Below are 13,468 nucleotides of genomic sequence, written 5' to 3'. Positions count from 1 at the left end.
GCATTACTAGGAGGCGCTATGAAGAGCAGTTATATGGAAAAGCATTTTCACACACTTTACAAGCAAAGGCATGAAATGTCGATGGCGATGGAGCCTTTTAAAGGGGAAGAATGGAAAAGACCTTGTGAAGATAAATGGTCGTTTGGAGAAACGTTTTACCATTTGTTTTTAATGGTAAAACGTTTTAAACAGCTAAATAAGCTGTATTTGCCATTGTCAAAGCCAATTGCCGCAATCAGGAAAAACAAGCCTTATGAAACGCATAGTAAAGACGTATACAAGGAATATCATAAAAAGCATCACAAGCCCATGAAAGCACCAAGTATGTTAATACCGCCAAAAGAGATTCAAAAGAACACGTCATTCGCTCAATTAGTGACAAGCATAGACGCCGAAACAAAACAATTGGAGAACATGGTCGATCAAATAAAAGACGAAATTGCTGGCCATATTCGCTATCCAGACCCCATCGCCGATTATCCTAATCTCATACAAAGCATACATTTGCTTTGTATACATGAAAACCATCATTTCCAACTTTGCAAAACGTATTACAGGTTCGATTGATAAAAAACCGTAAGTGTCGAATCGACGCCTACGGTTTTTCCTATTTTCACGTACGTTTTTTTAATAAGGATCAGACGGCATCCCTTCTTGTTCCGCTTCCTTGACCGCATGTCCTTCTTTGTCGTCTACGCTTTCTTGAACACGTTTGATCGCTTCTTCTAAACGCTTGCCGTAGTCGCGGTCCGCTTCTGTCACATTCTCGATCATTTGCTTTTGGATCCGTTTATCAACATCGGCCAGAGCATCGGCTAAATTGGCAATTAACTCATCCCGTTCCCAATCAGAAAAGCGGCGATACGTTTCCCCTGCTTGGCCGAAGTTGTTCGGACGGCTGATCGCTTCATATTTCACTTCGCCTGACACGTGCGGCGTGTGGTCTGGGTTGACTTTTTCCGCTTCCTTTAAACCGTTAAGGACAGATGGCTCATAGTTAACATGTGGATTGATTCCAGGAGGACTATCGACATGGTACGTCATTTGCCCGTCTCGTTGGTTGGTCGCTACCCGTTTTTTCGGGGCATTGATTGGCAGTTGCAAATAGTTCGGGCCAACGCGGTAACGCTGCGTGTCTGAATAGGAGAACGTGCGTCCTTGCAACAGTTTGTCATCGGAAAAGTCAAGGCCGTCGACAAGGACGCCGGTACCAAAGGCCGCTTGTTCCACTTCCGCAAAATAATTTTCTGGGTTTTTGTTGAGCACCATCTTGCCGACTTTGTGCCAAGGAAACTGGTCTTTATACCAAAGCTTAGTCGGGTCAAGAGGATCAAAGTCAAGCTCTGGATGTTCGCCGTCTTCCATCAATTGCACATAAAGTTCCCATTCAGGGTAATCGCCTTTTTCAATTGCTTCATACAAATCTTGCGTTGCATGGTTGAAGTTTTTTCCTTGAATTTGCTCTGCTTCCTTTTGGGTCAAGTTTTTGATTCCTTGTACAGGCTCCCAATGGTATTTGACAAGCATCGCTTTCCCTTCCTCGTTGACCCATTTATACGCATGAACACCCGATCCTTGCATATTCCGGTAGTTTGCCGGAATGCCCCACGGCGAGAACACAAATGTGATCATATGGGTCGATTCTGGGCTTTGCGAGACAAAATCGAAAAACCGTTCCATGCTTTGCCGGTTCGTTACTGGATCCGGTTTAAACGCATGGACCATATCCGGAAATTTTAGCGGATCGCGAATGAAGAAAATCTTCAAGTTATTGCCGACTAAGTCCCAGTTTCCGTCTTCTGTGTAAAATCTCACCGCAAACCCCCGGGGATCACGAAGAGTTTCGGGAGAATGGATGCCATGAATAACAGAAGAAAACCGGACAAATACAGGCGTTTTCACTTCCGTGTTTGTAAACACTTTTGCTCTTGTGTACTTGGAAATCGGTTCCTCTCCGACTTTTCCATATGATTGAAAATAGCCGTGTGCTCCTGCACCGCGGGCATGGACAACTCGTTCCGGAATGCGCTCCCGGTCAAAATGGCTAATTTTCTCCAAGAAATCGTAATTCTCTAATGTCATAGGCCCGCGGTTGCCGACAGTGCGTACATTTTGATTGTCTTTCACGGGATGGCCTTGACGAGTGGTCAATGTATCGTCTTTCTCATTTGCGGCTTTGCGCTGATCGAGCGCATCGCCTTGCCCTGTTACATTGGTTCCAAACGAAGGCGCCTTTTTTGATTCATCCATTGGTTAGCCAACTCCTTCCTTTTATTCCAGCCTAGCTTTTCCAGTAGACGTAAAACTATGCAAAAAAGCAGAGGGATTGTTCCCTCTGCTTACACATGTGTCAACTGGATATTGTTTAGAGTCGCAAATACGCCATTTTTGGCGACGAGCTCCTCGTAAGTGCCTTGCTCGGCAATGCCGTCTTTCGTCACGACGACAATATGGTCGGCATGGCGGATTGTTGCTAGTCGGTGGGCGATAACAAGTGTTGTCCGGTCTACCGCCAACTCTTGCAATGATTCTTGAATAAGCGCTTCTGTTTCTGTATCTAATGCAGAAGTCGCCTCGTCTAAAATCAAGATAGGCGGATTTTTTAAGAATGTGCGCGCAATCGCAATCCGCTGTTTCTGTCCACCAGACAACTTTAAGCCGCGCTGGCCGATTTGCGTTTCATAGCCTTCTGGCAGCGATTCGATGAGCCCGTCCAAATTCGCCAGCTTGGCGGCGCGGTAAATGTCTTCGTCGCTTGCATCCAGTTTGCCATAGCGGATGTTTTCTTTCAGCGTCCCGCTAAATAAAAAGACATCTTGTTGGACAATGCCAATTTGCGAACGCAGCGACTTCTTCGTCATGTCGCAAATGTTGATGCCATTAATGGTAATAGCGCCACTATCTACATCGTAAAAGCGCGGAATGAGCGAGCTAATCGTGGTTTTCCCAGCGCCAGACGGACCAACGAAGGCGACCGTTTTTCCAGCCGGGATAAAGAGATTGAGATCATTAAGAACCGGCCGATTGTTTTCATAACTGAACGTGACATTGTGGAATTCAATATCGCCATTGAGCACAGGCGCCACTTTAGCGTCAGGCTTGTCCTCAATATCTACTTCTGTATCAAGGACTTCAGTGAAACGTTTAAAGCCGGCCATCCCTTTTGGATAAAGCTCTAAAATCGCACTAATTTTCTCAATCGGCTTAAACAAAATGTTGATATAGAGAATGAAGAGGACAAACTCGCCAACATCAAGGGAATTGGTATAAAGCAGCCATGCGCCGACAAGGAGCACAGATAAAATCATCAGCCGCGTTGCTAAAAAGATGCCAGAAGATGTATAGCCCATTACTTTGTAGCCGCCTACTTTTGCCTTTTGGTAACGGCGGTTATTTTTACGGAACTCTTCCACTTCATGGGCTTCGTTCGTAAACGATTGGACAACGCGCATGCCAGAAACGCTGTCCTCTACACGGGCATTGACATCGCCAATTTCCGCATACATTTTTGACCATGCCTGATTCATTTTAATATTGGTATAAGTAATCAAGGCGATCAGGAACGGTACAAATACGAGCGCTACAATAGCCAGTGTCGGGTTCACATAAAACATAATGCCAAAAGCACCTACAAACGTCATTAACGCAATAAATAAGTCCTCTGGGCCATGGTGCGCTAATTCGCCAATGTCAAACAGGTCATTTGTAATGCGGCTAATAATGTGGCCTGTTTTCGTATTGTCAAAATAACGGAACGATTGGCGCTGGATGCTTTCAAACAAGTCTTGGCGCATGTCCGTCTCAATGTGAATCCCGAGTTTATGCCCAAGAAAATTGACATTGTATTGCAAGTACGCGCTGATTAAATAGGTGAGTAACAACCCCCCTGATACCCAGACGACCTTGTCCCATTCTTGTTGTGGCAAAAGCGTGTTAATGAACCATTGGACGACAATAGGAAAAAATAAATCTAAAACAGCGACGACAATGGCGCTGAAAAAGTCAATAAAAAACAACTTTTTATGCGGTACATAATAGGAAAAAAAACGTTTAATCATTGCTCCAACCTTCTTTCTGATCTAACAGGCCGGCAACCCCCTCTTTTATTTAACCAAGAACCGTTTTGAATTGCAAAATAAACATTCATACATTTGGCACTATCTAGCAGCCTAACGATTCTATAAATCAACAAACACAACGGGCAGCACCGAAAAACCTATTAACTAATCGCTAACAGGTTCTTCGATGTCTTCGCCAATTGTAATCACTTCCGTTTCCAGCTCAACGCCAAACTTGTCTTTTACCGTTTGCTGAACATGGCGGACAAGGCTCATATACTCTGTTGCAGTCGCATTATCCACATTCACAATAAAGCCTGCATGTTTTTTTGACACTTCAGCTCCACCGATGCGTGTCCCTTGGAGGCCGCTGTCTTGGATCAGCTTGCCGGCAAACATGCCAGGCGGGCGCTTAAATACGCTACCGCATGAAGGGTATTCGAGTGGCTGTTTCGTTTCCCGCGCAATCGTCAACTCATCCATTTTCGCTTGTATTTGCGCCATGTCGCCTTTTTGCAGGCGGAAAGTGCCCTCCAAGGCGATATAACGTTTGGCTGAAAACACACTTTTACGGTAATCAAAATCAAACTCTTCTTTCGAGAGCGTTTTAAATTCCCCTTGTTCCGTTAACACCAATACACTCTCAAGCACATCGGCAATCTGTCCGCCATAAGCGCCGGCATTCATGTAAAACGCACCACCTACCGTGCCAGGAATGCCACAAGCAAACTCAAGCCCAGTCAGCTCCGCATCACGGGCTCTCCGTGATGCTTCAATAATCGTCGCTCCCGTCTGCGCGACTAACTCCACTCCTGTGCATGTGATCGTATTGAGCTTTTTTAAACTTAATGTAATTCCACGAATGCCCCCGTCTTTTACAATGACATTCGACCCATTGCCGAGCAACGTAACAGGCACCCGATGTTCGTGGGCAAATTTCAAAACGGTTTGCGTTTCCTCATACGATTGGGGCGTAATAAACAAATCGGCTGCGCCACCCATTTGCGTATACGTATGTTTGCATAATCGTTCATCTTCATGAATTGTTCCTTCTGGCAATAACGTCCATAAAGGCTTGCATATTTCAATATATCGTTTCATCATCATCTTCCTCTAACCTAATCATTTCAAAAAAATGACGGACGCCTATATGAGCTATATATGCGCCATCCTCATTTGTCGTGCGTCAGTTATTTTTAGGAAGCATTTCCTCTTTCACTGATCGCGGCTCCTTCATTATGACGGATTTGCGCAAAAAAAAACAGACCATACATCATTTTCATCTGTTTTTCATTACTTTCATAGACTTTTACGAAGCTATTTTGGCCGCTTCAGGGAATAACGTGCGCCTAGCCCTGCATAGTTCGGTCCCGCTAATCGGGCAACAGGTTGAAGAGCGTCCATGTCAATGCCATTCGCTTCTTGATCGATAACGTCCTCTGCAATATGCATAGCCAAGACACGAGCAATAAGCAAATCAAATGATAGCTCCCCCGCATCGTTTTTGGTCGGCAAGTGGGATTCGAGCTTGCACTCAAATCGTATACGGGCTTCCTTAATTGCCGGCACGGAGACCGTAACACTTTCCGTCAAATGAAAAGACGTCCGTTCCAGTTCACTCTCATCTGGCGCAAGCGTTGCTGCTGTCTCATTCATATCGCTGACGATTTTTTCACTGACGACATGAATCACCATTTCTTCCATGGCCACCGCATTGCGCGCCGTATCTTTCATTTGCCCCTCACGCCTGCCTACGGCAATGGACAAAAGCGGCGGGTCGCTAGCAAGCATCGTAAAAAAGCTGAATGGTGCGGCATTGACCATGCCTCCTTTTTCCGTTAGCGTCGTGACCAACGCGATCGGGCGAGGCACAATGGCCCCGCTCATCCAGCGGTAGCGGTCTCTTGCTGATAGTTCATCCATTCGCAGTAAACGCATAACATCTCCTCCATGTGCCTTTTGTTTTCATTGTCCCTGTTTTTGTAGAATGGTTCAAGAGAAAGGATCACGTTTACCTTCGTCCGCTTTCGCCAATACTGAATCTGAGGTGATAGAAAGTGGAAGAGCTCGTTTCCATCTCAGGACGAACGATCGTTATGTTTGTTGCAGTCCTGCTTTTTTTCCGCTTAACAGGCAAAAAGGACGTCGGCGAAGTTAGCGTTCTTGATATTATTATTACGATCATGGTCGCAGAGCTAGCTGTTATTTTAATTGAAGATACAAAAATGCCCCTCATTCGCGGCCTTACGCCGATTGCGCTGCTCATCTTGTTGTCCCGTGTTTTCTCCTATTTGCAAGTCAAAAATCAGCGTTTTCGCGACGTCGTTGATGGCAAACCGGTACTGTTAATACGAGATGGCGTTTTTATCGAGGAAAATTTATTAAAACAAAACTACAACATCGATGACATCATGATGCAGCTGCGTGATAAAGACATTGCCGACATTCAAGAAGTGGATTGGGCGCTGTTAGAGTCATCTGGTTCATTGTCGGTGTTTAAAAAAAACGATCACAGCTCCCTTTCACTCCCGCTTATTATGGATGGCATTCTCCAACATAAGCATTTAGACATTCTCGACATTCCCGAAGAAGAAGTTCACCAAGCATTGCGCGAAGAGGGCATTCACGACATTCGCCATGTGTTTTATTGCAGTCGTTTCCAAGGAAACTTTTTCATCCAGAAGAAAAACAGGGAAACGACAGACTAAAATGCTTAAAAGCGGGTACATGTATGACAAAGCATGGAAAACGATTCCTTCGTTTTCCAATTGGAAAGTGATCTTAAGCTGAAAGGTGGACATGGCATGCCCCGTTACGAAAAAGCCATTCTGCTCTACAATAGGAACGCAGGGCAAGGAGACGTCAACGAACTGCTGCAACAAACATTGGCAACACTTGCCCCTGAAGTAATAGAGCTGACATTGATCCAGACGCAAGCGCCAGGCGAAGCAAAACAACGATGCAAACAGTTGCCTGAGGACATCGAACTATTGATCATCGTGGGCGGCGACGGCACCGTCCATGAATGCGTCAACGGGTTGATGGCAGGAAACAACCAACCAACTGTGGCAATTGTGCCAGCTGGCACGTGCAATGACTTGGCTCGAAGCTTGCAAATTCCTACAGTAGACGACGCCCTCACAGCAATTGTAAACGGCACAACTGTTGCGATTGACATTGGCCAACAAAACGACAGCTACTTTGCCAACTTTTCTGGAGTAGGCATGATTGTCGAGGCTTCAAAAGAAATAGAGGCAGAAACAAAAGCACGTTTTGGAAAACTTGGGTATATCATTAGCGCAATTCGATCGATCAAAGAACCAAAACCATTTTCGTACACGATCACAACAGCAAAAGGAGAAACATCTAGCGGCGATGCCGTTATGATCTTAGCGATGAACGGCCAATACATTGGCACAATCGGCCTATTCTTAAAAGACATCTCCTTATCAGACGGCAAACTTCATCTGTTTATTGTCAAGGAGGCAGGCTTCACGCTCTTAAAAAATATGTACAGCCACGCTTTCACCGATGAAAATTGGCTTAACGACGCAGAAGGGATCGAAGCACTCGAACTCGATCAATTTACACTCACATGCCACCAAACGCTCGATGTCGACAGCGATGGCGAAATCAATGAACAGACACCCGTCTCCTATACACTTCATCAACAGGCCCTTACTTTTATTACTACAGAACAACAAGAAAAAGACTGAGGATGCGATGAGGATAGGGAAACCGGTTTGTTTGATCGTTGGCGTTAAAAAGAAGACATTGGGAGCGAAATGGGCTAGGCCGCAAACGTGTTTGCGGCCTAGGTTTTAGGAGCGGATTATACTAAACCTTTTTTATATACTATTAGTTTTAGCGCAGCAAGATCGAGAAAACTTCAAACAAGAAATTGGTGCTTTACTTCTAGAAGCCCTCGGAAGATGGAACTGGTTTCTTTAGATACCTTTGTCAACCAAGAACACATGACAATGAAAATTCTACTGACCATAATTCCCATAATAAGAAAAGCAGCATTGTTTAATAACTTCTAGAAAACATTTTTCGGGTAAATTGTAACAAACTATGACATAACAATATAAAGCATGTTACCGTTTACTCGGTTTATTATTGAATATCTTCGTTTAAATTATCTTCTTCGCTGGATGAAAATATCGTTTTACTAAGCAGGCTTTAGGAAATGGTATTAAAAGAGGAGGAGATAAACTTGGTATCTAGGAATATCCGATTTATTTTGTTAACTGGATTTTCTATGTTTTTAGCTTATTTATTATTAGCTATTGTGCTCAATTTTGGTGATTCTTTTTCAATCACTTGGAGTATTTTATTTTTTATTGTTGGTCTAATGATGGGGGGTATTATCATTTTAATGAGTAGTAAAAGACAAAGAAAATAAAAGCTGTCCCTTAGATCAATTATTTGACCTAAGGGACTACTTAAAAATCAAAGTTCGTTCTGAAAAGGATGATGTTAATTTGCTATGTTTTAAATCAAACTGGCTAACGTTTCAAATTTCATGACAAAAAAAGGCCGAATTCCCCATTCAGCCTTTAAAAGATCTACACTTTCAATTCATTCAATCTGTCTTCTCCATAAAAAACGCCACATCTCAATTCTCTCTCTTACTTTCACCCAATCCCTGCACATAATACATAACCGCCTCATGCATGAATGCTGCTAAATCTCCTTGCTCACTGAACGGATTAAAATATTGCTTGAACCGGGCATCGGCTTGGTACGTGTTGGCGATGCACATTAATAAGTGCCCGTCGCATGGCATTGACTGCTCGAGTATTCCCCGCCACTCATCGACGAGTTGCTGTACTTCCACCGCATCCGGCTGAAAATGCATGCAGGCGGCAATTTTTCGGAACACGTCCTCCATCTGGTGCCACTGGCGTTCTTTTTCGATGGACGACCGTTCTTGCATCTTCTTCTCAAAGGATTGGTAAGCCTCCGTCTTGCCATAGCGCCACCTCGCTTCTCGGTCATATTGCTCTGGCAAGGGCAAAATCGCAGAATCATTGAAAATGCTAAGATGGTAAACATCCTTTCCAGCCACAAACTCCTCCAATGCCGCGGAGATTCGCTCTAAGCGCTGTTTTTTCAAACGTAACGTATCGTTGTGCTGCTTTAATACTTCGCGTTGCTCCTCAAGCGGAAGCTTCAAGATGGCTGCAATCTCTTTCAGAGGCACATCCATTTCCTTCAGGAACAAAATCGTCTGCAGTTTAGCCAAGCTTTCCTGATCGTAATAGCGATAGCCGTTGTCGGCGACGAACGTGGGCTTCAACAGCTCGATCTCGTCATAATAATGTAAGGTTCTGGTGGTAATGCCGGTAATGTGCACGATGTCTTTAATCGCTAATAATCGTTGTTTCATTCCAGTATCCCCTGACTTCGTCCAGGATTTGAGCCGCCGGGGTGATGGTCGCTTCGACAATCGATTTTCCCGTCTGCTTTAAATAGTATTGTACTAAATAATACCCGCAAGCATAACCCGCGCTATAAGGCATGCCAACTGGTGTGAAATTCTGGAGCTTTGCCAATTCGTCGCCGTAAAGATACGGCGCGATTTGGTCAAACCCGGTTACATCCAGCCGTTCCTTCAGCAAAGGCTTGATCTGGCGATTCAGCGTTTCCGCGTCCGTCCTCGACACCCAAGGGCCGACCAACTCCTCCCCGTACAACAGTGTTGCGAAATTCTCCGCAAGCCCCTCACTGACGATCAACTCACCCAAGGTGACGGTGTGGTCCCACTTGATATACTGGTAACGTACGTTATGATTGACTTCATGCGCCAATGCGGGCTTCATGCGAGGCAGCGTATAAGCATTTGGAAGCAATGTGCACAAAATGTATCCGGGAATCCCACCGTCGCCGCTATACCCCTCGTTTAGCAACAAAGACTGGCTCTTCGGGTTGCCCAGGAGAATCGTGAACAAGTACTCGGATACCTTGAGTTTCACGCCGTTTTCCGTAAATAAGCCCAGGCTTCGGGCAACGACTGCTTCGCATTCCTGCCAGAACGCATCGGATGATATAAGTTCGAGTTCCGCGGAAATCTCAGGCGTCATCTCTTCTGGCGCACGGAATATGAAATTATTGATTGTCATCACGTCAAAACCGCCTGGATCGGCAGCCTTATACGGAACCTGCTGAGTCTCCCATTTTTTCATGAACGGAGCCAGCATCTCTTCCCGGTATAACTCTGTTTTCTCTGCTAGCGGAACTTGCATAACTTGGCGGTAAATGTGGTCTGAGCGCAGTGCTTGAATGTTCATATCGTTTCACCTCTACGTTTTGATCATTCAAAGTGTGAAGTATTACGTAACGTGAGAGTCAAGCCTTCATTTTTATTTTTAAAGAAAACACCGAAACCCACTCATACAGCTGGCTCCGACTGTACCACTCAGATTATTTTGCAAACACGCGTTAACAACCAAAGATGGTACGGACTTTTTTACCGCTATTACGAACTGGACCTTTTCTTCCCCTTCAACGGCGGAGAATTACCGCTTAACTTCTTTTCAACCGTTATGGTAAGATGAAATGCTGAACTGATAATTAGGGAGTGATCTCCATGCAGAGTCATTCAAACCCGCCACCTAAAAGTGATGAAGATCTTCAGAAGGTCACAGTTGGTGAACGTAAACCCCACAACGCGCCCGTTACCCTTCTAGAGTATGATCCAGAGTGGCCTAATCAATTCGATCGAGAGGCTAGCCGAATTCGTTCTGTGCTCGGAAACAAGGTATTGCAACTCGAACATGTTGGCTCAACTTCAGTTCCAGGCCTTTGGGCCAAGCCCATCATTGATATCCTACTAGTTGTGATCGATTCCGCTGACGAGATGACTTATGTCCCGGACTTAGAAAAAGCTGGTTACACCCTACGCATTCGGGAGCATGAATGGTATGAACATCGCTTGTTCAAAGGACCAGACACAGACATCAACCTGCATGTATTCAGCGAAGGCGCTTCTGAAGTCACTAGAATGTTGCGTTTCCGTGATTTGCTCCGAAGCAACAATGCCGACCGGGATAAGTACGCAAGCGTCAAACGCCACCTTGCTCAACGTCAATGGCGCCACGCAACATTATGCTGATGCGAAAAGCGGGATCGTCCAGGAAATCATGGAGCGAGCAAACTCGGTTGAGTAGAACGCTTGAATTCGATATATCATTTCTTTCACAAAGGGTGCAGCTAACATTCCGCTTCATGTTAGCTGTACCCCACCATTGCCTAGTATTCCCTCCTGAAAAGTTAATAGCAGGAACGGTTGTTAACATGCTGTGGCGGTCTGAGTCTTAATAATTCTTATTACATGCTCCGTTCTTTAATCTGTCGCACAAGTTTCTCTTTAAAATATTCAAAAGGAACCCTCTCTGTTTCCGGTTTCCCGTACTGTCTAACCGTGACTGTTTCTTCTTTTAATTCGTTGTCACCTAGCACGATCGTGCAAGGGATTTTTTGCATTTGTGCTTTTCTAATTTTGTAACCTAGTTTTTCATCACTTTCATCAATGTTTACCCTTACCCCTACTTGTTTCAGTTCTGATTGTATCGTTAAACAATAGTCTAAGTGAACGTGGGAAACCGGGACAATTTGTACTTGTACCGGCGCAAGCCAAACAGGAAAAGCACCTGCAAAATGTTCGATTAAAATTCCTAAAAAACGGTCAATTGAACCAAATACAGCTCGGTGAATAACAACTGGACGCTTTTTTTCGTTTTGTTTATCTATATAAGTTAAATCAAACTTTTCAGGTAGTTGGAAATCAAGTTGAACCGTGGCGCATTGGTGGCTGCGTTGAATGGCATCTTTAATGTGAATATCAATTTTCGGACCATAAAACGCCCCATCGCCTTCATTGACTTTATAAGCATAATTAAGTTTTTGCAGTACATTCTCTAAAGCAGTTTCAGCCTGCTCCCAAAGGTGTTCACTCCCCATAAAATCATCTGGACGTGTCGATAATTCAATTTCGTACTTAAACCCAAATACTTGGTAGACATGGTCGATTATTTTTAATGCAAGTGTGATTTCCTCTTCAATTTGTTGCGGTGTTACGAAAATGTGGGCATCATCTTGGCAAAATGTACGGACACGCAATAAACCATTCAAGGCACCACTGAATTCATGACGATGCACTTGACCAAACTCTGCCATGCGAATTGGTAAATCTCGGTACGAATGCAGCCCGTTTTTAAAAATGAGCATATGGCCAGGACAATTCATTGGTTTTAGCGCAAATTGTTGCTCATCCACTTGTGTAAAATACATATTCTCTTTGTAATGATCCCAGTGACCAGATTGTTCCCATAGCCGTTGATTCATCATGATCGGCGTGCGAACTTCTTTATAGTCGTATTTGGCTTGAAGATTTCGCAAAAAAGATTCAAGCTCATTTCGGATAATTTGACCATTGGCAAGATAGAAAGGCATTCCTGGAGCTTCTTCTGAGAACATGAACAATTCCAGCTCTTTTCCAAGCTTACGGTGATTTCTCTTTTCAGCTTCCTCTAGAAAGGCAAAATAATCTTGTAACTCATCTTTTGTCGCAAACGCGACACCGTAAATACGTTGAAGCATTTGATTATCGCTATTGCCCCGCCAATATGCACCAGACACTTTCGTTAACTTAAAATGCTTGATTTTGCCTGTTGAAGGTATATGAGGACCACGACATAAATCATAAAAATCACCTTGTTCGTACACAGTCACTGTTTCATCTGGCGGTATATCTTCAAGCAACTCAAGTTTTAAAGGGTCCTGTTTGAACAACTGTTTAGCTTTTTCGCGCGTAACTTCCTTACGTGTTATCTCCATGTTCTCTTTAATGATTTGCTTCATCATCTGTTCAATTCTTGGCAAATCACCCACGGTAATCGGTTGGTCCAACGCAACGTCATAAAAAAATCCATCTCCGATGACAGGACCCACTCCTAAATGAACAGCCGGGTATAATCGCTTTAATGCATGTGCCAATAAGTGGGCTGTTGAATGACGAAGCACTTCTATTCCTTCTTTTGAAGCGACATCATATAAGGAAATATGAGCGTTTTCTGTGATTGGACGTGCTAAATCGGCAGGAACACCATTTATACATCCAACAACCGTTTTTTTGTAAAGACTCGGACTAATGGATTGTGCAAGTTCAGCCAGTGTTACACCTTGCGGGAATTGCTTGCTCTTTCCATCTGGAAATTGAATAGCTATTAATGGTTCACTCATAACAAGAAACACTCCTTTTAAAGTAAATAAAAAAAAACACACCCATCCCTCAAGAAGGGACGAGTGCGTTCTACCCGTGGTTCCACCCAATTTCCCATAAGCTAAAAAGAAAAACTTATGGCTTTGGTGCTGTAACGTAGCATAAACGGTATTAGATACTAAGT

10 protein-coding genes, 1 pseudogene and 1 other annotated feature (1 of these 12 running past the window's edge) are annotated in these 13,468 nt (G+C 44.1%); of the genes and pseudogenes, 4 read left to right on the top strand and 7 right to left on the bottom strand.

The features are described from left to right. Positions 1 to 18 precede the first annotated feature (18 nt). Positions 19 to 567 carry a DinB family protein gene (locus BUC05_RS06940; protein ID WP_035205821.1) on the top strand — a complete coding sequence of 183 codons (549 nt, stop codon included), beginning with the start codon at positions 19 to 21 and terminating at the stop codon, positions 565 to 567. Between the two features lie 60 nt (positions 568 to 627). Here BUC05_RS06940 and BUC05_RS06935 read toward each other — a convergent pair whose 3' ends face one another. The 4 genes from BUC05_RS06935 to BUC05_RS06920 all read right to left on the bottom strand — a co-directional run bounded on the left by BUC05_RS06935 (position 628) and on the right by BUC05_RS06920 (position 5,996). Next, the gene (locus BUC05_RS06935) at positions 628 to 2,250 is read right to left on the bottom strand and encodes a catalase (protein ID WP_073304409.1); all 1,623 of its coding nucleotides are present in this window, start codon (positions 2,248 to 2,250) and stop codon (positions 628 to 630) included. 89 nt (positions 2,251 to 2,339) lie between these two features. Next, on the bottom strand, positions 2,340 to 4,058 hold the full coding sequence (locus BUC05_RS06930; protein ID WP_035205818.1) for an ABC transporter ATP-binding protein: 1,719 nt from the start codon (positions 4,056 to 4,058) through the stop codon (positions 2,340 to 2,342). Positions 4,059 to 4,223: 165 nt separating this feature from the next. Further along, positions 4,224 to 5,159 carry a UDP-N-acetylmuramate dehydrogenase gene (murB, locus tag BUC05_RS06925; protein WP_011248805.1) on the bottom strand — a complete coding sequence of 312 codons (936 nt, stop codon included), beginning with the start codon at positions 5,157 to 5,159 and terminating at the stop codon, positions 4,224 to 4,226. A 216-nt stretch (positions 5,160 to 5,375) separates the two neighbouring features. Continuing rightward, the gene (locus tag BUC05_RS06920) at positions 5,376 to 5,996 is read right to left on the bottom strand and encodes a flavin reductase family protein (RefSeq protein WP_035205812.1); all 621 of its coding nucleotides are present in this window, start codon (positions 5,994 to 5,996) and stop codon (positions 5,376 to 5,378) included. A gap of 119 nt (positions 5,997 to 6,115) precedes the next feature. Between BUC05_RS06920 and BUC05_RS06915 the strand changes: the two genes are divergently transcribed. Beyond that, complete coding sequence (locus tag BUC05_RS06915; RefSeq protein ID WP_011248807.1) at positions 6,116 to 6,766, top strand: DUF421 domain-containing protein; 651 nt, start codon at positions 6,116 to 6,118, stop codon at positions 6,764 to 6,766. Between the two features lie 96 nt (positions 6,767 to 6,862). After that, positions 6,863 to 7,774 carry a diacylglycerol/lipid kinase family protein gene (locus BUC05_RS06910; RefSeq protein WP_035205810.1) on the top strand — a complete coding sequence of 304 codons (912 nt, stop codon included), beginning with the start codon at positions 6,863 to 6,865 and terminating at the stop codon, positions 7,772 to 7,774. Positions 7,775 to 8,676: 902 nt separating this feature from the next. Here the strand turns inward: BUC05_RS06910 and BUC05_RS06900 are convergent. Both BUC05_RS06900 and BUC05_RS06895 read right to left on the bottom strand, forming a co-directional pair. Then, positions 8,677 to 9,450 carry a MerR family transcriptional regulator gene (locus BUC05_RS06900; RefSeq protein ID WP_011248809.1) on the bottom strand — a complete coding sequence of 258 codons (774 nt, stop codon included), beginning with the start codon at positions 9,448 to 9,450 and terminating at the stop codon, positions 8,677 to 8,679. Then, on the bottom strand, positions 9,425 to 10,351 hold the full coding sequence (locus BUC05_RS06895) for a DUF2268 domain-containing putative Zn-dependent protease (protein WP_035205805.1): 927 nt from the start codon (positions 10,349 to 10,351) through the stop codon (positions 9,425 to 9,427). The genes BUC05_RS06900 and BUC05_RS06895 overlap by 26 nt, the downstream gene beginning before the upstream one ends. A 299-nt stretch (positions 10,352 to 10,650) precedes the next feature. Here BUC05_RS06895 and BUC05_RS06890 point away from each other — a divergent pair. After that, positions 10,651 to 11,230, top strand: a pseudogene (locus tag BUC05_RS06890) (GrpB family protein). 160 nt (positions 11,231 to 11,390) lie between these two features. Here BUC05_RS06890 and thrS read toward each other — a convergent pair. Then, positions 11,391 to 13,304, bottom strand: a complete 1,914-nt coding sequence (thrS, locus tag BUC05_RS06885; RefSeq protein WP_035205804.1) for a threonine--tRNA ligase — start codon at positions 13,302 to 13,304, stop codon at positions 11,391 to 11,393. A gap of 52 nt (positions 13,305 to 13,356) precedes the next feature. Then, positions 13,357 to 13,468 (bottom strand) — a binding site (T-box leader) (it continues 114 nt past the right edge of the window).

It is taken from the genome of Shouchella rhizosphaerae (assembly GCF_900142675.1).
Lineage (GTDB): Bacteria > Bacillota > Bacilli > Bacillales > Bacillaceae_D > Shouchella > Shouchella rhizosphaerae.
This window is presented reverse-complemented; position numbering and strand designations above follow the sequence as displayed.

Coding starts and splice junctions, on each gene's coding strand:
- BUC05_RS06940 (WP_035205821.1), top strand. CDS start 19: ATGAAGAGCAGTTATATGGAAAAGCATTTTCACACACTTTACAAGCAA.
- BUC05_RS06935 (WP_073304409.1), bottom strand. CDS start 2,250: ATGGATGAATCAAAAAAGGCGCCTTCGTTTGGAACCAATGTAACAGGG.
- BUC05_RS06930 (WP_035205818.1), bottom strand. CDS start 4,058: ATGATTAAACGTTTTTTTTCCTATTATGTACCGCATAAAAAGTTGTTT.
- murB (WP_011248805.1), bottom strand. CDS start 5,159: ATGAAACGATATATTGAAATATGCAAGCCTTTATGGACGTTATTGCCA.
- BUC05_RS06920 (WP_035205812.1), bottom strand. CDS start 5,996: ATGCGTTTACTGCGAATGGATGAACTATCAGCAAGAGACCGCTACCGC.
- BUC05_RS06910 (WP_035205810.1), top strand. CDS start 6,863: ATGCCCCGTTACGAAAAAGCCATTCTGCTCTACAATAGGAACGCAGGG.
- BUC05_RS06900 (WP_011248809.1), bottom strand. CDS start 9,450: ATGAAACAACGATTATTAGCGATTAAAGACATCGTGCACATTACCGGC.
- BUC05_RS06895 (WP_035205805.1), bottom strand. CDS start 10,351: ATGAACATTCAAGCACTGCGCTCAGACCACATTTACCGCCAAGTTATG.
- thrS (WP_035205804.1), bottom strand. CDS start 13,304: ATGAGTGAACCATTAATAGCTATTCAATTTCCAGATGGAAAGAGCAAG.